Source organism: Methyloligella solikamskensis, assembly GCF_042676065.1.
GTDB classification, from domain to species: Bacteria; Pseudomonadota; Alphaproteobacteria; order Rhizobiales; family Methyloligellaceae; genus Methyloligella; species Methyloligella solikamskensis.
Genome location: NZ_JBHTJO010000002.1, coordinates 327,635 through 354,013, shown reverse-complemented (window position 1 = coordinate 354,013; position 26,379 = coordinate 327,635). Strand labels below are relative to the sequence as shown.

Below are 26,379 nucleotides of genomic sequence, written 5' to 3'. Positions count from 1 at the left end.
AGCTTCGGTTCTAAGCGGCCAGAGATTCGGCGGAGGGCTCCAGGATGCCCGTCACGGAACGCGCCGGGTCCAGATAGGTTGCCGCGACCTTCTCGATATCGGCCACGGTGACCTGGTCGATCCGCTCCGGCCAGGTCTCGATCTGATCGAGGGTCAGGCCGGCGGAGAGGAACCCGCCATAATGGGCCGCCAGCTCGTCCTGGCTGTCGGCGGCGTAAACGAACTGAGCCAGATAGGCGGATTTGGCGCGGGTCAGATCGGCCTCGGTGATGTTGCCCTCGCGAAGCTCCGCGATGAACCGGGTCAGCGCCGCCTCAAGCTCCTCGGCGCTTACCCCTTCAGCGGCGATGGCGTCGAAGGCCAGCATGCCAGCATCGCGAAGGGGCCGGACATAGCCGCCGCCTGCCGTGGCCGCCAGCTTCTCCTCCACCACGAGACGGCGATAGAGCTTGCCGGCCGCACCGCCGGTGACGATGCGCATCATGAGATCGAGCGCCTCGGCTTCGCCTGGCTTGGCGGAAGGGTAGCTCGGGACCGGGAAGTAGCGCTGCACGGTGATGCGTCCGGCGCGCGGATCCGCAACGTGGATGACGGCCGGCTCGGTGGGTGCTGCGGTCACCGGGCGCACGTGGACCGGCTCCAGGTCGCTTGCGGGGATCGGACCAAAGGTCTCCTCCGCCAGCGTGCGCACTTCTTCGGGCGTGACGTCGCCGGCAATGACCAGCACGGCGTTGTTGGGCGCGTAGTAGCGCTTGTAGAACTCGACCGCGGCTTCCGGCGAGAAGCCTTCGATCTCCTCGTACCAGCCGATCACGGGGATGCCGTATGGATGGCCGGGGAAGAGCGCAGCCATCATGCGCTCCTGGAGAATCGCGTTGGGGGCGTTCTCCACCCGCGAGCGGCGCTCCTCGAGCACCACGTCGCGCTCGCTTTTCACCTCTTCGGCGGAAAAGCGCAGATTGATCATGCGGTCGGCCTCAAGCGCCATGACCGTGGGCAGGCGGTCCTTGGCGACGCGCTCGAAATAGGCGGTGACGTCGTTGCGGGTGAAGGCGTTGAACTCGCCGCCATTGCGCGCCACGACCTTGGCGAACTGGCCGGGTGGGTTCGCCTCTGTGCCCTTGAACATCAGATGCTCGACGAAATGAGCCAGCCCGGAAATGCCCTTGGGGTCGTCGGCACTGCCGACCTTGTACCAGAGCATCTGGGTGGCGACGGGCGCGCGGTGATCGGGGATCACCACGACCTGCAGGCCGTTCTCCAGGAAGAACTCGTGGACCTTGCGTCCCAGGCCGCCATCGGCCGGGATCAGCCCTTCGGTCATTGTTGACTGGCTTGCGGCGGGGCGCGCGGCTTGAGCCGGTTTAGGCGCCCCTTGAACGGGTGTTTTCATGGGCAAGGTGATAGCACGGAAGAAAACCCGGTACACCTAACGGATCGGTCATTGACCCACGGTTTCGGGGCGGCATTTGGAGCTCCAGCTCCAATCCTCCGTGGACTCGTCGCCGGGCTGGCAATCCTCGGAGACCTCTTCCTCGGGCGGCGGCATTTCGACTGGCGCGCCGATCGGCTTGATGCAGATGGCGTGGCCGGTCACGGGGTTGACCTCTGCAATCTCGCATTTTGGCTTTGCCGGATCGGCCGCCTCCTCAGCCCGTGCGGGCGAGAGCGGCGTGAAAAACGACGTGAGGAGTTGCATCGCCAGCAACGGGCCGGCGAGCAGAGCAACCAACTTCGAAGAGTGCATTACATGCCCCGGTAGGAGCCATCGTTGACGGACTCGTAGGTGGAAGCCTTGGGCTCTTCCTCTTCCTCGCTAGGCCTAGGCGCCGGGCCCTCGGTGGGAGGCTTGTAGGCATTGCGCTGAGGCGCGCTCTGACCGCTGCGGTTGACCGGCGGAATGGCGGCAGAGGGATCGGGCTCGGGAACGGCGGCCACCTCAGGCGCCGGCTCCTTGTCGCGGCCGAACAACTTATCCAGCAAGGTCGGCTTGCCGGCGTAAGGATTGAGCGGATCCTGGGTCTCGGCGTCCTTCTTCTCCGCGGCCGCCTGCTGCTGCTGGGCTTCGCGGGCCGCCACTTCCGGGTTCGTGGGCCAGGCGCTGGGCGTGGCCGGGCCGGAGCCAGGAGGCGGAAGGTGATTTGTGTTCGGCGGGATCACGAGGGGCGCGCGTTCGGACATCTGCACGTCCTCCTGCTGGCGCTCACCAGACAGGCCGGCATAGTCGAAAATCTTGCCCTGGAACTCCACGCCGCCGCAGCCGCCGAGGGTCAGCACGCAACCGGAAAGGCACGCAGCAAGGATCCCGCGCGCAAGTCGCGAGTCGCCAAAAATTCCGGCTTTCAGCAGGCGTTGCCCCACAATTCCCTCAAAAGTCGTCGGATAAAACCCGGGTAGACCCAAGATTTTCCTACATTTTAGAACGGTTTGAGACCTTTTTATGGTGCCCGAACAAAGAGTCATAAAGAAGGCCGACGACCCCGACAACCACCCAGCAATCGGCAAGGTTGAACACGTACCAGTCGAATCCGAAGATCTGCATCGAGTAGAAATCGGCCACGGCGCCGTAGGCGATGCGGTCGATAGCGTTACCGATGGCGCCGCCGATAATCAGCCCCACGGAGATGGCGGCAAGCCGCGTCTCCAGGCGGAACAGCCATAGGGCGAGGCCGATGGAGACACCGAAGGCGAAGACGATCAGTGCCCAGCGGCCGAAATCGGACTCCTGCTGGAGCAGCCCGTAGCTGATGCCGCGGTTCCACACCATGACCAGGTCGAAGAACGGGGCGAGGCTCACGGGCGCCTTCTCCGCGATATCGTAGGAGAAGATCAGCCAGAGCTTGTTCGCCTGGTCGAGGACCAGAGCAATGACGGCCACGATCATGCCGAGCTTGAAATGCGCCCATTGCATGGGCACAGCCGGCGCGCGGCCTTCCATGTCTTCCTGCTCCATGGCCATCTTCGCCCCCTACTCCGCCGCTTCGGCTTGGCGGCGTTCGAACTGGCGCACCGCTTCCGCATCGCGCGGGCTGAGATCGGGGTAGTCCGGATCTGAGCCCACCTCTTCGGAGATCTTCCAGGAGCGGGCACATTTCTTCCCCTCGGCCAGCTCCACCTCGACGGCAACACCGGGCACCTCGTCCAGGCGGAAGGCGTCGTCCGATCCTTCGCCCATGAGGAGGCGCGCATCGGAGGTGATGAAGATTTCCGCCGGATCGAGGCCGGAGAGCGCGGCGCGCAGATCCTGATCGGCGATATAGACCTTGGGCGCCGCATCGAGGCTGGCGCCGATGCGGTGCTCTTTCCGCTCGATCTCGAGCGCGCCCGTCACCACGCGGCGGATCTGACGGACCTTCCGCCATTTCTGGTCCAGTTCCTCGTCCAGCCATTCTTCTGGGATATCGGGGAAGTGGCGCAGATGGACCGAACCCTTGTCGCTCGGATAGCGGTTCAGCCAAGCCTCCTCCATGGTGAAGCAGAGCATGGGGGCGAGCCAGGCGGTGAGCGTATTGAAGAGTTGATCGAGCACTGTCAGAGCCGACCGGCGGGTCAGGCTGTCGTAGGGCTCGCAATAGAGCCCGTCCTTCCGGATATCGAAATAGAAGGCCGACAGGTCGTTGACGCAGAAATTGAACAGCGCCTGGAAGACCCGCTTGAAGTCGAAGGCGTTGTAGTTCGCCCGGACCTGGGCATCCAGCTCCGCCAGCCGATGCAGCATGTAACGCTCCAGCTCCGGCATATCGCCGGGGCAAACCCGGAGATCGTCCCGGTAATGAGCGAGATTGCCGAGCATGAAGCGGATGGCGTTCCTGAGCTTCCGGTACGCGTCGACATTGGCCTTCAGGATCTCCGGGCCGATGCGCAGATCCTCCCAATAGTCCGAGGACATGGCCCAGAGGCGTATGATCTCGGCGCCGGACTGCTTGATGACGTCCTGTGGCGCAGTGGTGTTGCCGGCGGATTTCGACATCTTCCGGCCCTGCTCGTCCATGGTGAAGCCGTGGGTCAGCACGGCCTCGTAGGGCGCGCGGCCGCGCGTGCCGCAGGCTTCCAGCATGGAGGACTGGAACCAGCCGCGATGCTGGTCGGAGCCTTCCAGATAGAGCGAGGCCGGCCATTTCAGGTCTTCGCGCTGCTCCAGCACGAAGGCATGGGTGGAGCCGGAATCGAACCAGACATCGAGAATGTCGTCGACCTTCTCCCACTGGGCCGGATCGTCCACGAGGCCGCTCAGGAAGCGTTCCTTGGCCCCATCGGCGAACCACGCATCGGCGCCTTCGGTGCGGAAAGCATCCCCGATGCGCGCGACAAGCTCTTCCGAATGGCCGAATTTCGGCCCCGGCGCGATGTCGCCCCGCTCCGCGTGACGGAAAACGGTTATGGGCACGCCCCAGGCGCGCTGGCGGGAGACCACCCAGTCAGGCTTGGACTCCACCATGCCGCGCAGACGGTTCTCGCCGGAGGCCGGCACAAAGCGGGTCTCGCGGATGGAGCGCAGTGCCCGGTCGCGCAAGCTATCCACACTACCGTCGATGGGCTCATCCATGGCGATGAACCATTGCGGCGTATTGCGAAAGATCACCGGCTTCTTGGAACGCCAGGAATGGGGATAGTCGTGGCGAAGCTTGCCGCGGGCGACGAGCGCGTCGGCGTCCTTCAACGCGGCGATGACGCTCTCGTTGGCGTCGCCCTTCTCGCCCTTATCGGTGAGAACGCGTTTGCCTGCGAAGCCGTGAGCCTGATCGGTGAAGAAGCCGTCGGCGTCCACGGTGAACGGGATGGCCGTGTCGATGCCACGCTCTTCCAGTAGGCGCTTTTTGTCTTCCCAGAGCTCGAAATCCTCCATGCCGTGGCCGGGCGCCGTGTGCACGAAGCCGGTACCGGTCTCGGCGGTGACGTGATCGCCGGGCAGAAGTGGAACACGGAAATCGTAGCCTCGCCCACTCAACGGATGGGCTGCATGCGAGTATTTCAGAGTATCGGAAGAAATGGAGTACAGGCGCTTCCACTCTTCGATCCGCGCGGCGGTCTTGAGGTTCTCCGCAAGGGCGTCGGCAAGGATCAGCTTATCGCCGACCTTGGCCCAGTTGTCCGCAGGCGCATCGGTGACCTCGTAGAGGCCGTATTCGATGTTGGGCGAATAGGCGATGGCCCGGTTGCCGGGGATGGTCCAGGGCGTGGTGGTCCAGATGACGACGGAGGCGCCAGCGAGATCGGCGGGGCCGTCGGTCACGGGGAACTTCACGAAGATCGTGTCGGACACGACCTCCTGATATTCGACCTCGGCCTCTGCGAGCGCCGTCTTCTCCACGACCGACCACATGACCGGCTTGGAGCCGCGATAGAGCAAGCCGTTCAGAGCGAATTTCATCAGCTCTTCGGCGATGATCGCTTCGGCCTCGAAGGCCATGGTCGTATAGGGATTGTCCCAGTCGCCGAGCATGCCCAGCCGCTGGAATTCCTCGGACTGGATCTTCACCCATTTGTCGGCGAACTCCCGGCAGACGCGCCGGAAAGAGTTGATCGGGATCTCGTCCTTGTTCTTGCCCTTCTCGCGAAAGCCTTCCTCGACCTTCCACTCGATGGGCAGGCCGTGGCAGTCCCAGCCCGGCACGTAGGGCGCATCCTTGCCCATCATGCCTTGGGAGCGGACGACCACATCCTTCAACGTCTTGTTGAGGGCGTGGCCGATATGAAGATTGCCGTTGGCGTAGGGCGGGCCGTCATGGAGCACGAACTTGCCGCGCCCCCTCGCCTCGTCTCGCAGGCGCTTATAGAGCTCGATCTCGTTCCAGCGGGCGATCAGCTCCGGCTCGCGCTTGGGCAGGCCGGCCTTCATGGGGAAGTCGGTCTTCGGCAGGAAGAGCGTCTCGCTCCAGTTGCGGCCCTTGTCTTCTTTGCCGCCGGAGGCTGGCTCCGCGGTCTTATTTGAGGCAAGCTCTGATTTATCGGCTGGTGGAGTAGTCATCTTTGAAGAATTTCTTTGAAGCGATGGATCGTGCGTTGGCGGTCTGGGATCCGACGGAGGCCGGGAAGCCTTCCGAACGGCAGCATCCCGCGCCGGAGGTGACTTCGCCTGCACCTTCTGGGCACGCTTCTTACCCGGCTTCGACGCCTTCGTCTCCCCCTGCCTGGACTTCGCCGTCTTATTGGCAGCCTGAACCGGAGCCCGTTTCGCCGCTGATGGTCTGGCCTGAGATGTGGCAACGGTTCCTGGGGATTGCACCCCAGAAGCCGGCCTTGCCGCCCGCTCTGGCATGGGCCGAGCCTTGGATCGAGCCGTGGCTTGCGTTCTGGGAGCAGTATTTACCTTGGCTGAGGCCTTCCCTGCAGGCATGGCAGGGTTCTTCCCAGATGCCTTTCCAAATGCCTTGGATGATGTTCTGGCGGACGTCGTCGTCGCTTTCGAAGCCGACTTCGCCGCTGAGCTTCTGGCAGGGGAATCCTTTCCTGATGAACCCTGGGTTGATGCAGGGCTCGTCTCAGCGGCCGGGACTCCCGATGCCTTTCGGGTCCCAGGGCTCGCTGCCGACCGACTGGCTGGTGGGGTTTTTCTGCGTGCCGGTGCCGAAGGCTTGGTCTGACGCCCTGCCTTCCCCGAACGCGTTGCCTTCTCAATTCCCTTGGCCGTGGTCTTCGATGCCGTCCCTGCCCGGCTTACCCGCTGCCCAGCCGGCGCCGTCTTTCCCGGGGCTGCCGAGCTTTTGGCCGATTCCGCAGACCTCTTCCGGGCACCCGCCTTGGTCGCCGGCCGCTTGGCTGCCTTCGTCGCAGCCGCCTTCTTCACAGCGTCCTGCATGGCCGCAGAACTCTTCACCGCCGAGTTTTCCGTGGTGGTGGCCGGCGCAGCGCTAGGCTTCCGGCCTTTGGCGCTCACCTTGGCAGGCTTTCTGGCAGATGCAGCTTTGCTGGCGGCGCGCTTTTTCGGCGCCGCATCATCCTTCGCCATGATGAGTATGCTTCGGTTCGCGTCGTCGGGCTCGAAACTCTCCGCCTTCTAGCAACCGGACAAAAGACAATCCAGAGAAGAGCGGTGGCTCCGCTCAGGGCCTGCATGGTTCGAGACGCGCGCTTCTCGCGCCCTCACCATGAGGAGACAGTCAAAGGATTCGGGCCTGGAACAGTCCTGACCTTGGGCGCCTCACCCTAAGGGGACCGAAGGTCCGTCTCGAAGGGTGTGACCTGCGGTCTCTCAAAATGTCGGTGCCTAGATGCCGCCAACGACGGGGCTGGCCGGGGCGTCGCGCAGAATTTGCTCGATCTTCCTGCAGTCCCGATCCATCTGCTCCGCCAGGGCCTCTGGCGTCTCAAACGTCTCGTCCTCGCGGATATGCTCGACGAAGACGATCTCGATGTCCTTGCCGTAGAGATCGCCTTCGAAATCGAACAGGAACGCCTCGAATATGGGAGGCCCTGCACCGAAAGTCGGACGTTCGCCCAGATAGCCCGCCGCAGCATAGGTCTTGTCGTCGACGACGACGCGTACGGCATAGATGCCATGGGCCAGAGCCTGACCCGGCCTAAGCTCGAGATTGACCGTGGGAAAGCCGAGCCCCTTGCCGCGCCCGGCGCCGGCCTCGACAGCACCACGGACCCGCCACCAATACCCCAGGGTTTCGCCTGCCTCGCGCAGTTCCCCGCGGCGCAGATGATCGCGCGCCCGGCTCGAGGAATACGTCGAGCCGCCACCGCTGACGGGGTCGACCACGGACACACCGAAGCCCAGCTCTTCGCCCATGCGCTTCAGATCCTCGGTGGAGCCGCCGCGGCCCTTGCCGTATTTGAAGTCGTAGCCAACCACGATGTGATGGGCGCCGATGCCTTCGGAAATCACCTGCTCGGCGAACTCCTGGGCGGTCAGCGCGCAAAGCTCGGCGTCGAAATCAAGGACCACCGCCTGATCCAGCCCTAGCTCCTCGAGCAGCTCGAGCTTTACGTCCAGGGGCGTCAGACGAAAGAACGGCTTTTCGGGCGCGAAATACTCCACCGGGTGCGGCTCGAACAGAATCGTGCCGGCCTGGCGGCCTTCCGCCTTGGCGATCTCCATGGCCCGGCGGAGCACCATCTGATGGCCGCGATGCACACCGTCGAAATTGCCGATGGCAAGCACCGCGCCCTTCGCTGAAGCCGGCACATTCTGCCAGCCGCGAATAACATCCATTTTTCACATCCCTCAGCGTCGCGTAGCGAGGCTTCTACCGCTTCTTCTTCTCGCGGCTGTCGACCATAACCACGGCCACGCCCGTCAGGACCGCTTTGCCATCGACGCTGCATACGCAATTCAACACGACGCGACGCTTGTCGGGATCGAGCCCCTGAATGGTGACCGTCGCTGTGACCTCGTCGCCGAGATAGACCGGCGCCATGAACTTCAGATCCTGACCGAGATAGATGCAGCCAGGTCCCGGAAGCTTCGTACCGAGCACGGTGGAGATCAGGCTGCCGGTCAGGAACCCATGAGCGATCCGCTTCTTGAAAATCGTGCCGGCGGCGAATTCGTCGCTCAGATGCACCGGATTGCGGTCGCCGGACAGAATAGCGAACTGGTCAACATCCTGCTCGCTGATGACCTTGGAGAAGCTCTCCTCCATGCCCTCTTTTAGGTCCTCGAAATAGTAGCCGTGGCCGAGCGTATCCATTTTCGGCTGGGCAGTCGGAGTGTCTTGCATCGATTGGTCCTTCTTTGTCAGTCGGCGCGCAAATTACAGAACCGCCTTGTGCACTGCAAACCGCGCATTCTGACGCTTAACGGTCCGTTCATGGGGTTGCTCTACTCTTACTCACTTTCATAGCGGTGACGCGAGGGACAGACCGATGATGATCATGGGGGACCCGCAACAGGCCAGCTACAACGCTATCCTCGGGCATGGTGGACACAAGATGAGCTTCGATCCGAATATGCGTGTTCTTGTGGTAGACGATTACCGGACCATGGTCCGAATCATCCGCAATCTCCTGAAACAACTCGGCTTCACCAATGTGGACGAGGCATCCGACGGGAGCTCCGCTCTCAACATGATGCGGGAGCAGGATTACGGTCTGGTGATCTCCGACTGGAACATGGAGCCGATGACCGGCTACGAGTTCCTGCGCGAGGTCCGCGCCGACAACCACTTGCAAAAGACGCCGTTCCTCATGGTGACGGCGGAATCGAAGACAGAGAATGTTGTGGCCGCCCGGCATGCCGGGGTGAACAGCTATATCGTTAAGCCGTTCAACGCCACCACGCTGCGCGCCAAGATCGAATCGATCTTCGGCAAATAGTTTTCAGAGTACGGGGACAGCATGGGGCAGAGGATGGCCGCGCAGTCGCGCGGGTGGGACGGCGCAGGGGCTGAAGGCAGCCAGCAGGCCGAGGAAATGTCGGATCTCGCAGAGGCGCTCCGCGACCTCAGGACAATCAAGACCGAAGCCAACACGGCGGCGAATCAGATCCTGAGCGCGTGCGAGGGCCTGCTCGACTCCCTCGATGAGGGCAATGCCGAGGAATGCCGCGCTGCGGCCGAAGCCGCGGCAATCGAGATCATGACGGCTTGTGGCTTCGAGGATCTGGTCGGCCAGCGGGCGACCCATGCCAGCCGAATCGTCAACGCGCTGATGGCGAAACGCCTGGAAGCGCTGGGCTCCAAGCCGGAAGCGGACGATACGTCTGAGCGCCTAAGCCAGGCGAGCGTGGACGCGTTCTTCCGCGACGAGACTTAAGAGACTTTCAGAGCCGCGAAGAGACTTGACCTGAGCCGCCCGGCTTAGGCCAGCCCCCGCATGGCGGCCACGGGCAGCTGCTGACCGGCGAAGAGTTTCGACAGCAGCGTGCCATCGTAGAGCAGATCTCCTGCTCCATCGGTCTGCTCGCCCTTTTCCGCCGTGGCGATGGTCCTCAGGTCGGAGGCGTGCAGCCCCCCGGCGATAAAGAGCGAATCCAGCTCTGCTTCCGCCGCCCCCCGCATATCCGTATTGATCCCATCGCCGATGGCGAGAATTTCGCGCGGCTCCAACTCGCGGCTTGCGAGATCGCTGAGCTTCTTGAAGGCGAGCTGATAGATCGGTGCGTAGGGCTTGCCGGCATAGGTGACGTCGCCGCCGAAGTCTTCATAGACGTCGGCCAGGGCGCCCGCGCAATAAATCAGCTCCTCGCCGCGCTCCACCATATGGTCCGGATTGGCGCAGAGCATGGGGAGCTTGCGGGCCGCCATGTCGCTCAAAAGGTCGTTGTAGTCCTCCGGCCCTTCGACCTCGTCGTTGAAGAGGCCTGAGCAGACCACGAGATCGGCCTTGTCGGACTCCACCAGGGTCAGGTCGAGATCCTTGAAGATCGGCAGGTCCCGCTCCGGCCCGAGATGGAAGACCTTCGCGCCGGGGCGCATTTCCAGCTCGTGACGGGTCAAATCGCCCGAGGTGAGGGTGTCGTCATAGGCCGCCTCGATCACGCCCAGGGCCCCGAGCTGCGCCTGGACCTCGGGGCTCGGCCGCGGGGAATTCGACAAGAGCAGCACGACACCACCTTGCGCCCTATAGCCGGCGGTGGCGGCGACCGCGGCCTCATTGGCGCTCACGCCGTCATGCATCACGCCCCAGATATCGACGATCCAGGCGGGATAGCTGTGACCGAACTCCGCGACGCTATCGAGCATCTTGATAGGAGGACGGCCGGCTTGTTGTGACGGTGGCGCGCTGTCGTTCATATGGCCCTAATGGGGGGCTCGGGCTCGCCCGTCAAGAGGGCGAATTTTCCCATTTTTCGGAGGTGTCGTTCCCGGCTGCTGATTGTGCTTTCGTTGAAACGGCTTGCTCGCCCCAACCGCGACGCCGTGGGCGCGAAATCAGGTGTCGCGTCGCTCGGTATCTTCGGTTTCTTCCGTCTCGCCGGAGGCCGGCCCGTCCTCATCCGTTGAGTCCGCTGGCGCTTCGCTATCGGCTTCCGCTGGCTCCTCGTCAGGCGCCAGATCCTCGGCGACGAGATCGGTGAGCACCAGCTCCTCATGCTCCTCGCTTTCCGGGGCCGTCTCGGATGTCTCCTCGGCGGGGGTGCCGACGCCCTCTTCCGCGGCCTCGATCTCCGCCGCTTCGACACGGCCGAGATCGGCCTCGACCAGATCGGATTCCTCCGGCGCAACCTCCTCAGAGGCAGGTTCTGCGAAGGTGGGCTCCTGCGCGGCGGGCTCTTCCAGAACAGGCTCTTCCGGCGCCGGTTCTTCGGAGACAGCCGCCTGGGGCGTCTCGGAAGTCACCTCGGGCTCCGTCACCGGCTGCGGTTCCTCAGGGCTCTCTTCGGTCTCGCTTGCCGGCCAGACATCTTCGTCGCCGGCGAAGCCCACGGCCTCTTCCGCCTCAGTCTCGGCCGTTGAGGCGGCGAGTTTCGCCCCCTCTTCTTCGCTCGTCTCGTCCGTATCGTCCGCCGGCAGAGGTTCGTCGGCGAGGGGCGCCGGATAAGCGTCCTCAGCCATCGTCTCCTGGACGGGTTCATCCTCGGCGGCGGTGTCTTCGCTCGAAGCGCTTTCGACGGCCACATCCTCGCTCGGACCGGCGGTCTCCCAGTCTTCCTCGTCGCGCTCGGCGAGCTGCTCGGTGTCGTGCCAATCGCCCTGCCAGGCACCGGCCTCATGACGCTGAGGCTCTGACTCGGCGGTCATGTCGATGGGTTCTGCGTCTTCCTCAGCTTCGGAAGGCTCGGCCGTCTCTTCCGCAGCAGGCTCGGTCTCCAGGAAATCGATGGGCTCAAAATCTTGCGCGCTTGCCGCAACGTCCTCGGCTTCAGACGCCGTGACGGCGGCACGGGCCTCGCCCTCCTCGTCCTCGGTGGCGGCCAGATCGATGGAAAGCTGCTTCATGAGGCGCTCCAGCAGGCGCAGCTCTGTGTTGAGCTCTTCGCGCTGGGAGCGGGCCTCGGTCTCGAGCTCGCCCCGGAGGGTCTCAAGACGAGTCTGCATGGTCTCCATGTCGGAGGAGAGGCGGGACAGATTGGCCGCTTCGAAGCTGCTCAGCGTCCTGTCGAACTGCTCGATCTTGTCGGTCAGAAGATCAAGCCGGGCGACGTCGTCCTCCATCCTGTCGATGCGCTGAAGGTCGCCGTCGATAATCTCGAGCGCCGCTTCGAAATCGTCCATGCGCTCCGCGTCGCCGCCTTGAGCAAAGCGCGTCAGCAGGATGTGGGAAGTGATCATCAGCATCAGGATGGCGAGACCGGAGATCACCGCCGGAAGAGCGCCGATATTGGCATGCACCATGAGCGCCGCGGCGAAGGCCGTGGCGGTCACGAACATGGCGAACATCACCACGGCATCGAGAAGGAGATTGCCTCGGCGGTCCATTGATCCTCCATGACCTTCCATGTCCCGCGCAGCCCTCTGGCGCGCAACCGTTCTTTGTTAGCAGCCGGTGCGGGCAAGGCCAAGCGGCAGGCGACGCACCGGCAGGCTGGGAAGTGTACTCACAAACGCTGGTGTCGCCTGGTACATTTGAACGTGAAGAGGAACGCGGTGCTAGTCCCAGATGTGGGAGGAAGCTGACATTTGGCGTAGTTCTGCTTGCCTGAGCAATCGCTGTATGCCGCATGATCAAAGGCTAGCAAGACAACGCGAGTTGACATTGGCCAATAGGCGTGGCCGCTTCTTGCTGTATTTCCAATCAAAGATAATTTCCTGCCCGACACAAACAACGGCCCCCGCGGTTATGCGTTTCAGCCTTCTTAGAGCATTGGGGTACCTCGTCGGCGGGCGATGGACCGCCTGGGGCGGACGGAAGCGGATCGAAGCCAAGCAGCTTCGTAATCTGCGACGCCTCGTCGGAAAGGCGCGGCGCGACTCCCCGCTGTTTCAAAGGCTTTACGCGGATCTGGGACCATCAAGTGAGATCGAACTGCGCGACCTGCCGGTAACCCGCAAACGCGAACTCATGCGGGAGTTCGACGACTGGCTGACGATCCGTTCTCTCCCGCTGGAAAGGGCCCGGGAGCACCTCCGCGACATCTCGAAGGTCGGCGTGCCCATCGAAGATGTCGCCATCTTCCAGACCTCCGGGACATCGGGGGAACCGGCGGTCGTCGTCTACCCCTCGTCGTTCGTTGAGTATACTTATGGGATCCAGATGGCGCGTTTCGACTGGGATCAGTGGAAGCTCAACCGGGAAGTCCGCGAAAGCGGCGTCAAGGTGTCTCTCACCGGCGGCAACGGTCACTTCGCCGGTGTCGGTTTCAACAAGCTGATGAACAGACTGCATCCGAAGCTGGCGGGGCGCTGGACCTTCATCGAGGCCGCCCAGCCGATCGGCCGGGTGGTCGAAACCCTCAACGCGATCCCCAAGATCGCCTGGATCATGACCTATCCGAGTATGCTCGCCATTCTCGTCAAGGAACAGGAAGCCGGGCGGTTGCGGATCGAGCCGTTGGTCTTGAAAACCGGCGGCGAGACCCTCACGGATGACCTTCGCGAGCGGGTTCGCCACGCCTTCCCCACGTTGAAATACGGAATAATCGACACCTATGCCTCCACCGAGTGCATGGCGCTGGCGTTCGAGTGCGGCCGCGGTCGGCAGCATGTGCACGAGGACTGGGTCATCCTGGAGGCAGTCGACGAAGCGATGCAGCCGGTTCCCGACGGCACGCAATCGGCGAGTGCATTGCTGACCGTGCTCGCCAACGACGTCCAACCCTTCATCCGGTACGACCTCGGCGACTGCGTCCGTTTCCACACCGACCCTTGCCCCTGCGGATCGCCGTTCCGCAGTTTCCAGGTGGAAGGACGCGAGGCGACACTCGTCCGCGTCGGCGACGTTACGCTGTCGCCGCTCGTCTTCGGTCTGGAGCATGAGCGCGCCCGGCGCATCCAGCTGGTTCAGACCGGCGACAGGAATTTCGAGGTGCGGATAGAGCTGGCCGACGAGGCGGCAGCAGGGGCTGTCTTTGAGGAGGTCATCGGGTCGGTGAAACGGGTGTTTCGCGACAACGGCCTGGAGGACGTCGCGGTGCGGGAAAGCCGGACGCCGCCCCAACTTACCGCGAGCGGCAAGTTCCACAAAGTTGTGCCTATGCGGAGCGCCGATACACGAACCATAGCGTGACCCGGCATTCGGCGGTTGGCTTCCGAGTGAGCGGATAGGCCCTATGCGCCTCTGCCTGTCGGACGCCGAATGGACGGCCGTCGCAATCTGCTTCAGCCTCTTCCTCTATAGACAGCGGAATCGCGTCGAACGGCTCTTCAATCAGATCAAGCACTGCCGGCGGATACGATCCGCTACGAGAAGCTGGCGTAGAACTTCCTCGCCTTCGTCAAGCCCGATGCAATCAGGCTCTGGGCCGAGTTAATACGTCCACCGCCTAAAGCAGCGGACGCTCCTGCCGGTCCTCCATGTCATACCCGCCAAGCTCCGCCAGAGCTCCGAAATCCGGCGAACGAAAAAGCCCATGCTCCCACTCAATCAGGCGGTCATAGGTGAGGCGCCGAAGGATCTTGTTGGTATGAACCAGGGAAAGGCCCAGAGCATCGGCTAGATGCTGCTGGGTGAAGGGGAAGCGCACCCGGCCTTCGACCGCCAGGCCGACCTCCTCGGCGCGGACGAAAAGATGAGCGAGATAATAGGCGGCACGCTCCCGGGCGGTGCGCCGGCCAAGGCTCAAGAGATGCTCGTCCAAGACGCGCTCCTCGCGGGCCGCCAGCCATGTGACGTCGAAGGCGAGCCGCGGGCTGCGGGCGAAGACCTCGGTGAGCTTCTGGCGCGGGAAGGTGCAGAGCGAGGCTGCGGTCAGGGTTTCCACAGAATGCTCCATCTCGGCATCTAGGGTTGCCTGGAGCCCGATAAAATCGCCGGGCAGGATGAAATTGATGATCTGTCGGCGGCCGTCCGGAAGCGTCTTGTAGCGGAAGCCCCACCCCTCCAGCACGGTGAAAAGCTGATCGGACCGGACCCCTTCGGAAAATATGGTCGATCCGCCCTCCACGGTGAATTCGCCGATCTTGAAGTCCGACAGGAGATCGACCTCGCCGTCGCTCAGGGGGCGAAAAATCGCGCAGTCGCGCAAGGGGCACTGCTCGCACGGGACTTTGTGATCGACAGCGAATTGAGCGACCAAATTCATTGGCGCGATGATCTCCTTGGCCGCTCCGGCGCCGATGCAAGATGAGTATGTCTTAGTTGAAAGACGGCGCGTCTGCGAAGTTCTAAGAGTGAAGCCGTCATACTAATCGAAGTCAATTCGGCGGAGCCAGGGATCTGAGGGCAAGGACGGAAATTGAGTTGCCCGACTCCCTTCATATTCCTGCCAGCGCGACCGATTGCGTGCGCCCCGCCACTGTGTAGCAAACCATGATGACCGAGGAGGAACTTGCCGCTCTTCCCGAAGACGGGAAAGAGCCGTTGACCAGCGCCGCCGAGAAGCGCGACGCGTTGGAAGCGGGTGGAGTCGGTCTGTGGGAGTGGTGGTTCCAAGAGGGCCAAATCGGCCTGGACCAAGAGGCCAGCCGACTTCTGGACCTGCCCCATGGCGGCGGCTCGCTGCCTGCCGCAAGGTTCGAGGAGGCCATTCATCCGGAGAATCTGGCCGGATTCCAGCATTCGCTGCGAGCCGCGATCGGCAGCGATGGCGAGATCGCAGAGGAATTCCGGCTCGACCGGGCGCGTTCCGCCGCTGACCCAATGGGTTTGCCTTACGGGCCGTGTTGTCGAGCGCGAGGCCGGCAGACCGATCCGCGCGATGGGCGTAATCCAGGATGTCACCGACCGGCATTTCGAGAAGGAGGCGAGCGAGCTGCTCAATCGAGAGCTGGCCCACCGCATGAAGAACCTGTTCTCGGTGGTCGGCAGCATCGCGGCGGTGAGCGCCGAAAGCCATCCGGAAGCCAAGCCCTTCGTGCAGACCTTCCAATCGCGGCTCAACAGCCTTTCCGCGGCTCACGACCTCCTAAAAGAACGGCAATGGCTCTTCATGCCGCTGGAAGACCTCGCTGCGCGGGTTATCGAGCCGCTCGGCGTGCTCAGGCGGGTCAATATCGACGCGGACCACCTGATGTTCGGCGATTACGATATGCAGACCCTCGTTCTGGTGCTGCACGAACTCGCCACCAACGCCATCAAATATGGCGCCCTTTCCAACGACGACGGGCATGTTTCGCTGCGTTTCGAGGGGCTTGAGGACGATACGGTCCAGCCGCGCGAGATCCTGATGACATGGCAGGAGGTCGCAGGCCCGCCCGTGGTCAAGCCGGCCGATCGCGGCTTCGGAATGACCCTGCTGGAGCGGCTGGCGAAGCGCCACGGCCACGATGCACCCGTGGTGGAATGGTACGAATCCGGGCTTTTCTGCCGGCTCCGCTTCCGCGCCAGCGCCCGCTAGAAGACGCTCCTTCACACGCGCTTCACCACATTGGCGCAAATCACGCCTCGGATGGGCGGTTTCGGCCCGCTTTCTTGACAGCGGCACAATCGAAACGTTATCCCCGCCCACGATTTGGCACTCAACACTGGCAAGTGCCAACAGGCGACCCTATCTCGAAAGCAGAGACAATTTTCAGGGAGTGCAACTATGGAATTTCGTCCTCTCCACGATCGTGTCGTGGTGAAGCGGCTCGAAGAGGAGCAGAAGACCAAAGGCGGGATCATCATCCCGGACTCGGCGGCTGAGAAGCCGCAGACCGGCGAGATCGTCGCGGCGGGCCCCGGGGCACGCGGCGAAGACGGCAAGGTCCAGCCGCTGGACGTGAAGGTCGGCGACAAGGTCGTGTTCGGCAAGTGGTCGGGCACCGAGGTCAAGATCGACGACCAGGAGCTCCTTATCATGAAGGAGTCCGACATCATGGGGGTGATGGGTTAAGGCCAATTGGCTGTCCCACCCCAATTTCGCCTCCCCGCATCTTGAAGCGGGCTCGTGAGCAGGCGGTTTTTGAAATTTTTGAACAATGGAGTTAAGCGCCAATGGCAGCTAAAGACGTGAAATTCGGTGCAGATGCGCGCGAGCGCATGCTGCGCGGCGTCGACACCTTGGCCAATGCAGTCAAGGTCACGCTCGGCCCCAAGGGCCGCAATGTGATCCTCGAGAAATCCTTCGGCGCCCCGCGCTCGACCAAGGACGGCGTGACCGTCGCGAAGGATATCGAGCTTGAGGATAAGTTCGAGAACATGGGCGCACAGATGGTGCGCGAGGTGGCGTCCAAGACCAACGAGAAGGCCGGTGACGGCACCACCACGGCGACCGTGCTTGCCCAGTCGATCGTGCGCGAAGGCCTGAAGGCCGTCGCCGCGGGCATGAACCCGATGGATCTGAAGCGCGGTATCGACAAGGCCGTGACCGAGGTCATCGCCGATATCCGCAAGAGCTCCCAGAAGGTTTCTGGCTCTTCGGAGATCGCCCAGGTCGGCACGATTTCCGCCAATGGCGAGAAGTCCATCGGCGACATGATCGCAGAAGCCATGGGCAAGGTCGGCAATGAAGGCGTCATCACGGTCGAAGAGGCCAAGAGCCTTGAGAGCGAGCTTGAGGTCGTGGAAGGCATGCAGTTCGACCGCGGCTACATCTCGCCCTACTTCATCACCAATGCCGAGAAGATGGTGGCGGATCTCGAGAACCCATACATCCTGATCTGCGAGAAGAAGCTGACCGGCCTGCAGCCGATGCTTCCGCTGCTCGAGGCGGTTGTGCAGTCGGGCCGTCCGCTGATGATCATCGCTGAAGATATCGAGGGCGAGGCCCTGGCCACCCTCGTGGTCAACAAGCTGCGCGGCGGCCTGAAGGTCGCGGCGGTGAAGGCGCCTGGCTTCGGCGATCGCCGCAAGGCCATGCTGCAGGACATCGCTGTCCTGACCGGTGGCCAGGTGGTTTCCGAGGATCTCGGCATCAAGCTCGAGGGCGTCACCCTCGACATGCTGGGCAGCGCCAAGCGCGTGAACATCACCAAGGACGACACGACCATCGTCGACGGTGTTGGCGAGAAGGCCGACATCGACGCCCGCGTCGCGCAGATCAAGGCGCAGATCGAGGAGACCTCCTCCGATTACGACAAGGAGAAGCTGCAGGAGCGTCTGGCGAAGCTCGCCGGCGGTGTTGCGGTGATCCGCGTCGGCGGCGCTACCGAGGTCGAGGTGAAGGAGCGCAAGGACCGTGTTGACGACGCTCTGAACGCGACCCGCGCGGCCGTGGAAGAGGGCATCGTCGCCGGTGGCGGCACGGCCCTGCTCCGCGCCTCCAAGGTGCTCACCATCACTGGTGATAACGAGGACCAGGAAGCGGGCATCAACATCGTCCGCCGTGCGCTGCAGGCCCCGGCCCGTCAGATCGCCGAGAATGCCGGCGTCGAGGGCTCCATCGTTGTCGGCAAGGTGCTGGAGAACAACGAGACGGCCTATGGCTACGACGCCCAGAAGGACGAGTACGGCAATCTCGTCGAGCGCGGCATCATCGACCCGACCAAGGTCGTGCTGACCGCTCTGACCGATGCCGCCTCCGTCGCGGGTCTGCTGGTCACCACCGAAGCCGGTGTGGCCGAGCTCCCGCAGGACGACTCCGCTGCCCCGGCCATGCCTGGCGGTGGCATGGGCGGTATGGGTGGCATGGGCGGCATGGACATGATGTAGCAGCCCATCCGCTCAATCGAGCAGATGACTTTGAGGGCGGCTCTTCGGAGCCGCCCTTTTTCGTGGGCAATCCGCGTGAAAAGCAGGCTCCAACCTTACGCAACCGTAATCCGCTAGCGCTTGCTTTCGGGGCGCGGCTCACCGAAAACTCCAACCGCGCTCGCTGAATGCGGCTTAACGCCAGCATTAGCGGCGGTCACGCCTTCTGCCTCAAGCGGTCTTCCGGAGCATCGCCCCTATGGCGGGATTTTCCCAAGCAGCGAAAGAATTTTCGCGCATCGCACTTCCCTATTTCAAAGGCGAGGACCGCTGGGCGGGGCGGATCCTGCTCAGCGTCGTCGTGGCGCTGCAGCTCTTCCAAGTGTATCTGAGCGTCCAGTTCAACACCTGGTACCGCAACTTCTACAACGCGCTGGAGCAGAAGGACTGGGACAGCTTCATCTATCAGCTCGGCGTGTTCTCCGTGCTGGCTGCGCTCTTCATCATCGCGGCGGTCTATGAGCTTTACCTGCGCCAATGGCTGCAGATCCGCTGGCGCGCCTGGCTGACCGACAACTACATGGCCCGCTGGCTCGAAGCCGGCACCCATTACCGGATGCGGCTTCGGGGCGATCAGATCGACAACCCCGACCAGCGCATCGCCGAGGACGTCCGGTCCTTCATCGTCACCACGATCGGGATCGGGCTGGGGCTGCTGAGCTCCGTTGTAACCCTGGTCTCCTTCGTGGCGATTCTCTGGGGGCTGTCGGCCGACCAACCGCTCGTGATCGGCTCCTGGTCCATGGAGATTCCCGGCTATCTGGTCTGGGCCGCCCTGCTCTACGCCATTCTCGGCACCTGGCTCACCCATCTGATCGGCTATCCGCTGATCCGGCTCAACTTCAACCAGGAGCGCTACGAGGCGGATTTCCGCTTTTCCCTGGTGCGCCTGCGGGAGAACGCCGAGGAGGTGACGCTGCTCTCCGGCGAGGAGGTGGAGCGCCAGGGGCTGAAGGAGCGGTTCGGCCACGTGATCCAGAACTGGTACTCGATCATGACCCGGACCAAGAAACTCACGTTCTTCACGGCCGGGTATAATCAAGCGGCGACCATCTTCCCCTTCGTCGTGGTGAGCCCGCTCTATTTCGCCGGCGCCATGACGCTCGGCGGGCTGATCCAGATCTCCCAGGCATTCGGAAAGGTGCAGGACTCCCTGTCCTTCTTCGTGGACGCTTACGACAATATCGCGAACTGGAAAGCCATCCTGGACCGTCTGAGCGGCTTCGAGCGCTCGCTGGAATGGGCTCAGTCTCTCGACGCGGAGCATGAGGTCAGCCTGAAGCAGGCCGAAGCCGCGGACCACAATTCCTTGCGCGCCCAGGACGTGGTGGTGGCGCTGCCCACGGGAAGGGACTTGGTCCGGATTTCGGATTTCGCCGTGAAGCCCGGCGAGAAGGTGCTCGTGACCGGCATGTCGGGCTCCGGCAAGACCAGCCTGTTCCGGGCGCTGGGCGGCGTGTGGCCGTTCGGCGAGGGCAAGATCGAGCTGCCCCGGGAAGGCGATGTGCTTGTGCTGCCGCAGCAGGCCTATATGCCGCTCGGCACGCTGCGCCGCGCCGTCACCTACCCGGCTGGCGAACAGGCCTATGCGCCGGAGGAGGTGGAGGAGGTGCTGACCGCGGTCGGTCTCGGCAAGCTCGTGGATCAATTGGACGAGACCGCCTATTGGGCGGATCTCCTGTCCGGCGGCGAGCAGCAGCGGCTCTCGATCGCGCGGGCGCTGCTGCAGAAGCCCCAATGGCTGCTGCTGGACGAGGCGACCAGCTCGCTGGACGAGGAATCGGAAGAGCAGCTCTATCGGCTGCTGCTGGACCGCCTGCCGGATACGGCGATCGTCTCCATCGGCCACCGTTCGGGACTGTCTGTCTTCCACGACCGGTTCTATCACCTGACCCCGGACGAGAACGGCGACCATCATCTGCGGCTGAAAGAGACGGGCGGCGGCCCGAGCCCGGCCGGTGCGCCCGCTTAGATTCCGTCACCGATGGGGCCTGCACCCTTCGAGACGGGCCTTCGGCCCCCTCAGGGTGAGGTGCATTGCTGAGTTTGCCGCCTATGCGCCGCTGGCTCCGCGTTTCTCCTCATGGTGAGGGCGCGCGCAGCGCGCGTCTCGAACCATGTAGGCCACTCGCCTACAGCGCAGACTTGAGCTTGCCGACGATCTCTTTCCGGCGGGCTTCGGCTGCATCGGACCAGTCGGCCTCCTTCGCCCCCATAAGATGGGCCTGGGAGGACAGGATCAGCCCGTCGTCCAGCACCTTGAGATGATTGGCGCGCAAGGTCGTGCCGGTCGTGGTGATGTCCACGATAAGCTCTGCGGTGCCGGCGGCGGGCGTGCCTTCCGTGGCGCCGACGCTGCCCACGATGCGGTAGCCGGAGACGTTGTGCTTGGCGAAGAAGCGCCGGGTCAGATTGAAGTACTTGGTCGCGACGCGGAGCCGCCGCCCATGGGCCCGGGCGAACTGGGCGGCCACGTCTTCCAGATCCGCCATGCCGGCGACGTCGATCCAGCAATCGGGCACGGCCACCACCACGTCGGCACGGCCGAAACCCAGCGGCGCTTCAAAGCTGATGGAGGCGTCCACATCGGGAATGGTCTCTCGGACCAGATCCTCGCCAGTAATGCCGAGATGCACGCGGCCGGCGCGCAGGTGATGCACGATCTCGCTGGCCGACAGGAAGGCGACCTCGACGTCGTCGAAGGCGTCGAACGCGCCCGTATAGCCGCGCTCGTGGCCGGTCTTGTGGAGGCCGAGCCCCACCTTCTCGAACAGGGCGTCGGCCTGCTCCTTCAGGCGGCCCTTGGAGGGCACGGCAACGGTGAGGACGGTACCGGTCATCAGTCCATCGCCTCCACCGCGGCGAGCAGACGCTCGGTATGAATGGCACAGCCGATGGCCGGGAGATCGTTCGGCGCGCCGAGCGCCTTCAGCAGGCCGTCATAGCGGCCGCCGCCGGCGATCTGGCTGCCGTCTTCAAGCGCAGGCATCTCGATCTGGAAAACGAGCCCTGAGTAATATTCCAGGTTGCGGCCGAAATCCGTGGCGAAGACCGCGCCGGAGAGATCGAGATTGTTTTCCTTGAAGCGATCGAAGCGGCGGATCAGCCGGTCGAGGCTCTCGTCGAGATCGAGGCCGGCCCCCCGCGCGATCATGGCAATGCGCCCGACGCATTCCTCGGGGCTACCGGAGACAGCGAGGTAATAATCGATGACCGTCGCGATCTCCTTGGCGAGCGGCGGTGCTTCGAGATCGGCGGCGAAATCGAGTAGCGAGGCGGTGATCTCAGTTAAAGACCGATTGCCCAGAAGCGGAAGATCGTTGTCGCTAAGATAGCGCTCCACCTGCTCCTCCGCCCGGGCGGCATCGTTCAGATCCAGAGTACGGGCGAACTCCGCGATTGGGCTTTCGGCCTCGGGGCGCTCGCCCCGGCTCAGGCGGCGCAGCAGGGCGTGAAAGGCAGAAGGCCGCCAGAAATAGTGGCCGAGCTTGCGGCGCCAACGTTCAGGAATCTCGAGCTTCTCGATCAGAGCAAAGAACAGGCCGATATCGCCGAAGCGGAGCGAGAAATCGCGCAGGCCCGCCTGCTGCACGGCGGCGGTGGCGAGCAGCACCATCTCCACATCGGCGGCATCGCGATCCTTCACGCCGAAGGATTCAATGCCCGCCTGGCGGAACTCGCGGGGGCGGACGCGGCTGCGCCCGCCGGGCTGAAAGCGGAAGGCCGGGCCGTTATAGCAATAGCGGGCTTCCCGGTCGGCCTTGGGGTGCCGCTCCAGGTAAAGCCTTGAGACGGGCACGGTGAGATCAGGGCGGAGGCAAAGCTCCTCGCCCGTCAGGTCGGTGAAGACATAGGTGCGGCTGCGCAGAGCTTCGCCGATCTGATCGAGGAAGATATCAGCCGGCTGGAGGATGGCGGGCGCCACCTGCTCGTAGCCGGCGATCTTGAAGGTCTCGACCAGGGTGCCGGCCTGGGTCTCCAACGCCTCGAAATTGATTGCAGATTCTGCGGCCATGGGGCGGTCTCTTTAGTCGCTCCCGTAGCGGGCGAGGATGTCCCGCACGGCCTGCACGAGATCCCCTTCGGGCACGGACACCTGGGCCGGGCGGGCCTCGCGCCATTCCGCGTTATCCTCGATCTCCTGGGACAGACGCGCGCCTTCGATGAGATCCTTGATGGTGATCTCGCCCTTCTCCAGCTCGTCACCGCCCTGGATGACCACGCAGGGGGCGCCACGCTTATCGGCGTATTTCAGCTGGGCCTTCATGCCGGAGCCGCCGAGATACATCTCCGCGCGGATGCCGGCCTGGCGAAGCTCGGTGGCCATGCGCTGATAATCGGCGATGCGGTCCTTCTCGAACACGGTGATGACGACGGGACCGAGGGGCTCATCTTCGGCGCCGCCATTGATGAGGTTCAGGCTGTAGAGTAGCCGCGAGACGCCGATAGAGACGCCGCTCGCGGGCACCTGCTGGCCCGTGAAGCGCTCCACCAACCCGTCATAGCGACCGCCAGAGGCGACAGCGCCGATGCGGACGGGACGGCCCTTGTCGTCGGTGGCCTCTGCGGTGAGATCTGCCTCGAAGACCGGCCCGGTGTAATACTCCAGGCCGCGCACGATGGAGGGGTCGATGACGATCCGGTCGTCGCCGAAGCCGGCGGCCGTCCAAAGCGCATCCATCTCGGCGAGCTCGGCAACACCTGCCTCGCCCTCCTCCGAGCCGGATACAGCATCCTTCAGAGCCGCAAGCGTGTCTTTCCGGGTGGCAGCACCGGAGTCAACGAAGGTCAGCACGGCCTTGATCTGATCGGATGTCAGCTCGGCGCCCTTGGTGAAATCGCCGGACTCGTCCTTGCGGCCTTTGCCGAGCAGAGCCTCGACCCCTTCGACGCCCAGCCGGTCGAGCTTGTCCACGGCGCGCATGACCGTCATGCGCTGCTCGGGATTGTCGGCAAGGCTGGCGACGCCTGCCTTCTCCATGACGCCGTCGAGCAGCTTGCGGTTGCTCACCTTGATGACGTAATCGCCGCGGGAGAGCCCCAGAGCTTCGAGAGTGTCGGCGCCGAGCATGCAAAGCTCGGCGTCCGCCGCCACGGAGGGTGCGCCGACTGTGTCGGCATCGAACTGGGTGAACTGGCGGAAGCGGCCGGGACCCGGCTTCTCGTTGCGAAAGACCGGCCCCGTCTGATAGCGCCGATAGGGGCGCGGCAGGCCCTGCTGGTTCGCCGCCACGAAGCGGGCGAGCGGCGCGGTCAGGTCGTAGCGCAGCGAGAGCCACTGCTCGTCATCATCCTGGAAGGAGAAAACGCCTTCGTTGGGGCGGTCCGAGTCGGGCAGGAACTTGCCCAGCGCATCGGTGTATTCGATGGCCGGTGTCTCGAGGGGCTCGAAGCCGTAGCGCTCGAAGACCTCGCGGATGGCCTCGACCATGCGCGCCGTCTGGCGGATCTCCGACGGCGAGACGTCCTGCAGGCCTCGCGGCAGGCGGGCCTTGGGTCGGTCCGGCTTGGATTTGTTGCTCATAGGAATCCGCTGAAAGTCCAGGCGCTCCGGGTGCCGGAGCTTCTGGCGCCGGGTTTAGCCCATAGGTTTCGGGCCAGCAAGCCAAGCGGATATCAGAAACGTGCGCTTATGCGCCGGGCTCGGCGGTCGCGAGGCGGCGGACCGTCGCCAGGAGCACATCGGGCTTGTAGGGCTTGTCCATATATTCGGTGCTCTCGTCGGCCTCGGTGCCGACAACGGGGCCGCTGCGGTCGTAACCGGTGAGGAAGAGGACGCGAAGGCCGGGACGCCTGCGCCGGGCTTCCGCCACCAGCTCGTGGCCGCTCATGCCCGGCAAGCCGATATCGGTCAGAAGCAGGTCTATCTCTTCACTCTTGTCGAGGATTTCCAGCGCTTCCTCGGCGCCGGCGGCGTTCTGGACGATCATACCGTCCTTCTCGAGGATCTCGATGGTGGCAAGCCCGACCAGGAAGTCGTCTTCCACGTAGAGGATGCTCAACGGCTTATCTTTCGGCGTATCATTTGGCTGTTCCGGTCGCGCGGTCTGTTGCGACGCGCTCTCCGTCTCCGGGCTCTCTTCTGACTCGGTGTCGGCCAAGAGGCGCTCATCGCTCCGCGTCAGAGGCTTCGGGCGTTCCAGATCCTCCACCTTCCCGGCGGGCAGGATGAGCTTCACCGTGGTTCCCTCGCCGACCTTGCTGGCGATGGAGACATCGCCGCCGATCTGCTGGGCGGCACCGTAGACCATGCTGAGGCCCAGCCCCGTTCCCTTGCCGAGCTCCTTGGTGGTGAAGAACGGATCGAAGGCATGGGCCAGAACGTCTTCCGGCATGCCTTCGCCGGTGTCGGCCACCGAGACGCAGATATAGGAGCCGGGCTTCACGCGATGGTCGCCTTCCAGCTCGCAATGCTCGGTCTTGATGGTGAGCGTCCCGCCATCCGGCATGGCATCGCAGGCGTTGAGGGCGAGGTTCAGGACGCTGGTCTGAAGCTGGACGGGGTCGGACTGCGCAGGCATCACGCCCTCATGCAGGTCGAGATCCAGCACGATGTTCTCGTGGGCCGAGCGCCGGACCAGGCCCGCGATCTCCTGAACCGTCTCGTTGACATCGACGGTCACCAGCTTGAGCGGCTTGTTGCGGGCGAAGACCATCATCTGACGCACGACGGCACCGCCATCCTCGGCCGCCTGAAGCGCTGCCTCGATCTGACGCTGGCCACGCTCGTCGATATCGGGATTGGACTTCAGGGTCTCGAGATTGCCGATGATGGCGGTCAGGAAGTTGTTGAAGTCGTGGGCGACACCACCCGACAGATGACCGAGGGCTTCCATCTTCTGGGCCTGGTGCAGCTCCTCGCGGGCATCTTCCAGGGCTTGGTGCGCCTCGCGCTGCTCGGTGATATCGCGGGTTACCTTGGCGAATCCGACCATGCGGTCCTGGTCGTCGCGGATCGGCTGAATTGTGACATTGGCCCAGAAGGTGCTGCCGTCCTTCCGGACGCGGACACCTTCGGATTCGTAGCGCCCTTCGCTAAGCGCCCGGGCCAGGCCTTGCTGGGGCCGGTCGGCCTCCTGCTCCTCGGCCGTGTAGAACATGGAGAAGTGGCGGCCCAGAACCTCGTGGGCCTTGTAGCCCTTGATGCGCTCGGCGCCCTTGTTCCAGTTAGTGATGCAGCCTTGGGTGTCCAGCATGTAGATGGCGTAGTCGCTGACCGCATCCACCAGCATGCGAAATCGCCACTCGCTATCGAGCAGGGCCTGCTCGGCGGCGTGGCGCTCGGAGATGTCGCGGGTGACCTTGGCGAAGCCGAGGAGGTTGCCCTCCTTGTCGCGGATCGCATCGAGCACCGTGAAGGCCCAGAAGCGAGTGCCGTCCTTGCGGACCCGCCAGCCTTCTTCCTCATGGCGGCCCGTGCGCTCGGCGATATTCAGGCCGAGGAGCGGCTTGCCCGTGGCCTGGTCTTCCGGGGTGAAGAATTGCGAGAAATGGAGACCCAGCGCTTCGGAGGTCGGATAGCCCTTGATGCGCTCGGCGCCGGCGTTCCAACTCGAGATATAGCCTTCGGGATCGAGCATATAGATGGCGTAGTCGACAACAGCGTCGAGCAGCATCTCAAGGCTGACCTCTTCACTGCTCGATCCCACCTTTTCTGCACGATTGCTCATCGAATAGCGCTAAACGGTGCTCGGTTCGAAGTTGTTTACAGTATGGACGTCCGCTCAGACCACGCGCGGAGAATAATGCGCTGCAACAGCTGGCCTGAAAAATTTACGAATC

General features: G+C 63.6%; 22 protein-coding genes and 2 pseudogenes. 10 read left to right on the top strand and 14 right to left on the bottom strand.

Annotation, left to right across the window (positions count from 1 at the left end):
- Window positions 1-10: 10 nt before the first annotated feature.
- The 5 genes from ACFQ2F_RS14705 to ileS form a co-directional block, all read right to left on the bottom strand.
- Entirely contained in the window at window positions 11-1,324 is a 1,314-nt protein-coding gene (locus tag ACFQ2F_RS14705) for a M16 family metallopeptidase (protein ID WP_379091341.1), read from the bottom strand.
- A gap of 117 nt (window positions 1,325-1,441) precedes the next feature.
- Window positions 1,442-1,747, bottom strand: a complete 306-nt coding sequence (locus ACFQ2F_RS14700) for a hypothetical protein (RefSeq protein ID WP_379091339.1) — start codon at window positions 1,745-1,747, stop codon at window positions 1,442-1,444.
- Window positions 1,747-2,277, bottom strand: a complete 531-nt coding sequence (locus ACFQ2F_RS14695; protein ID WP_379091337.1) for a hypothetical protein — start codon at window positions 2,275-2,277, stop codon at window positions 1,747-1,749. The genes ACFQ2F_RS14700 and ACFQ2F_RS14695 overlap by 1 nt, the downstream gene beginning before the upstream one ends.
- Window positions 2,278-2,410: 133 nt before the next feature.
- Window positions 2,411-2,959, bottom strand: a complete 549-nt coding sequence (gene lspA / locus ACFQ2F_RS14690) for a signal peptidase II (RefSeq protein WP_379091335.1) — start codon at window positions 2,957-2,959, stop codon at window positions 2,411-2,413.
- A gap of 9 nt (window positions 2,960-2,968) precedes the next feature.
- Window positions 2,969-5,968, bottom strand: coding sequence for an isoleucine--tRNA ligase (gene ileS / locus ACFQ2F_RS14685; protein ID WP_379091333.1), 3,000 nt, complete (start codon window positions 5,966-5,968; stop codon window positions 2,969-2,971).
- Between the two features lie 343 nt (window positions 5,969-6,311).
- Between ileS and ACFQ2F_RS14680 the strand changes: the two genes are divergently transcribed.
- A complete protein-coding gene (locus tag ACFQ2F_RS14680) occupies window positions 6,312-6,584 on the top strand; it encodes a hypothetical protein (protein WP_379091331.1) in 273 nt (90 codons plus the stop codon).
- Between the two features lie 120 nt (window positions 6,585-6,704).
- Entirely contained in the window at window positions 6,705-7,001 is a 297-nt protein-coding gene (locus tag ACFQ2F_RS14675) for a hypothetical protein (RefSeq protein WP_379091329.1), read from the top strand.
- A 206-nt stretch (window positions 7,002-7,207) separates the two neighbouring features.
- On the opposite strand, the gene ACFQ2F_RS14670 is transcribed toward ACFQ2F_RS14675, so the two are convergent.
- Together ACFQ2F_RS14670 and ACFQ2F_RS14665 are read right to left on the bottom strand one after the other, a co-directional pair.
- Window positions 7,208-8,161, bottom strand: coding sequence for a bifunctional riboflavin kinase/FAD synthetase (locus ACFQ2F_RS14670; protein WP_379091327.1), 954 nt, complete (start codon window positions 8,159-8,161; stop codon window positions 7,208-7,210).
- 34 nt (window positions 8,162-8,195) lie between these two features.
- Window positions 8,196-8,669 carry a MaoC family dehydratase gene (locus tag ACFQ2F_RS14665; protein ID WP_379091325.1) on the bottom strand — a complete coding sequence of 158 codons (474 nt, stop codon included), beginning with the start codon at window positions 8,667-8,669 and terminating at the stop codon, window positions 8,196-8,198.
- 211 nt (window positions 8,670-8,880) lie between these two features.
- Between ACFQ2F_RS14665 and ACFQ2F_RS14660 the strand changes: the two genes are divergently transcribed.
- The gene (locus ACFQ2F_RS14660) at window positions 8,881-9,264 is read left to right on the top strand and encodes a response regulator (RefSeq protein ID WP_379091587.1); all 384 of its coding nucleotides are present in this window, start codon (window positions 8,881-8,883) and stop codon (window positions 9,262-9,264) included.
- A 33-nt stretch (window positions 9,265-9,297) separates the two neighbouring features.
- Window positions 9,298-9,702, top strand: a complete 405-nt coding sequence (locus ACFQ2F_RS14655; protein ID WP_379091323.1) for a hypothetical protein — start codon at window positions 9,298-9,300, stop codon at window positions 9,700-9,702.
- Window positions 9,703-9,746: 44 nt separating this feature from the next.
- Here ACFQ2F_RS14655 and ACFQ2F_RS14650 read toward each other — a convergent pair whose 3' ends face one another.
- Complete coding sequence (locus tag ACFQ2F_RS14650; RefSeq protein WP_379091321.1) at window positions 9,747-10,631, bottom strand: TIGR01459 family HAD-type hydrolase; 885 nt, start codon at window positions 10,629-10,631, stop codon at window positions 9,747-9,749.
- A 189-nt stretch (window positions 10,632-10,820) separates the two neighbouring features.
- Window positions 10,821-12,308 carry a hypothetical protein gene (locus tag ACFQ2F_RS14645; protein ID WP_379091319.1) on the bottom strand — a complete coding sequence of 496 codons (1,488 nt, stop codon included), beginning with the start codon at window positions 12,306-12,308 and terminating at the stop codon, window positions 10,821-10,823.
- 361 nt (window positions 12,309-12,669) lie between these two features.
- On the opposite strand from ACFQ2F_RS14645, the gene ACFQ2F_RS14640 reads away from it, so the two are divergent.
- Window positions 12,670-14,055, top strand: coding sequence for a phenylacetate--CoA ligase family protein (locus ACFQ2F_RS14640; RefSeq protein WP_379091317.1), 1,386 nt, complete (start codon window positions 12,670-12,672; stop codon window positions 14,053-14,055).
- Between the two features lie 85 nt (window positions 14,056-14,140).
- A pseudogene (locus ACFQ2F_RS14635) lies at window positions 14,141-14,244 on the top strand (IS5/IS1182 family transposase); the annotation flags it as partial.
- 67 nt (window positions 14,245-14,311) lie between these two features.
- On the opposite strand, the gene ACFQ2F_RS14630 reads toward ACFQ2F_RS14635, so the two are convergent.
- Complete coding sequence (locus ACFQ2F_RS14630; protein ID WP_379091315.1) at window positions 14,312-15,070, bottom strand: Crp/Fnr family transcriptional regulator; 759 nt, start codon at window positions 15,068-15,070, stop codon at window positions 14,312-14,314.
- A 501-nt stretch (window positions 15,071-15,571) separates the two neighbouring features.
- Between ACFQ2F_RS14630 and ACFQ2F_RS14625 the strand changes: the two genes are divergently transcribed.
- The 4 genes from ACFQ2F_RS14625 to ACFQ2F_RS14610 all read left to right on the top strand — a co-directional run bounded on the left by ACFQ2F_RS14625 (window position 15,572) and on the right by ACFQ2F_RS14610 (window position 20,569).
- A complete protein-coding gene (locus tag ACFQ2F_RS14625) occupies window positions 15,572-16,324 on the top strand; it encodes an HWE histidine kinase domain-containing protein (protein ID WP_379091313.1) in 753 nt (250 codons plus the stop codon).
- 189 nt (window positions 16,325-16,513) lie between these two features.
- Window positions 16,514-16,801: a co-chaperone GroES gene (locus ACFQ2F_RS14620; RefSeq protein WP_379091311.1), complete on the top strand. Its 288-nt coding sequence runs from the start codon at window positions 16,514-16,516 to the stop codon at window positions 16,799-16,801.
- Between the two features lie 101 nt (window positions 16,802-16,902).
- Entirely contained in the window at window positions 16,903-18,558 is a 1,656-nt protein-coding gene (gene groL, locus ACFQ2F_RS14615) for a chaperonin GroEL (protein ID WP_379091309.1), read from the top strand.
- 238 nt (window positions 18,559-18,796) lie between these two features.
- Window positions 18,797-20,569 carry an ABC transporter ATP-binding protein/permease gene (locus ACFQ2F_RS14610; protein WP_379091307.1) on the top strand — a complete coding sequence of 591 codons (1,773 nt, stop codon included), beginning with the start codon at window positions 18,797-18,799 and terminating at the stop codon, window positions 20,567-20,569.
- A gap of 169 nt (window positions 20,570-20,738) precedes the next feature.
- Here ACFQ2F_RS14610 and hisG read toward each other — a convergent pair.
- From hisG to ACFQ2F_RS14590, 4 genes and pseudogenes are all read right to left on the bottom strand, one after another.
- Window positions 20,739-21,437, bottom strand: a pseudogene (gene hisG / locus ACFQ2F_RS14605) (ATP phosphoribosyltransferase); the annotation flags it as partial.
- The gene (locus ACFQ2F_RS14600) at window positions 21,437-22,612 is read right to left on the bottom strand and encodes an ATP phosphoribosyltransferase regulatory subunit (protein WP_379091305.1); all 1,176 of its coding nucleotides are present in this window, start codon (window positions 22,610-22,612) and stop codon (window positions 21,437-21,439) included. The pseudogene hisG and the gene ACFQ2F_RS14600, both read right to left, overlap by 1 nt.
- Before the next feature lie 12 nt (window positions 22,613-22,624).
- Window positions 22,625-24,121: a histidine--tRNA ligase gene (gene hisS, locus ACFQ2F_RS14595; RefSeq protein WP_379091303.1), complete on the bottom strand. Its 1,497-nt coding sequence runs from the start codon at window positions 24,119-24,121 to the stop codon at window positions 22,625-22,627.
- A 106-nt stretch (window positions 24,122-24,227) separates the two neighbouring features.
- Window positions 24,228-26,267 (bottom strand): hybrid sensor histidine kinase/response regulator, encoded by a 2,040-nt coding sequence (locus tag ACFQ2F_RS14590; RefSeq protein WP_379091301.1) that lies wholly within the window; start codon window positions 26,265-26,267, stop codon window positions 24,228-24,230.
- Between the last annotated feature and the right edge of the window lie 112 nt (window positions 26,268-26,379).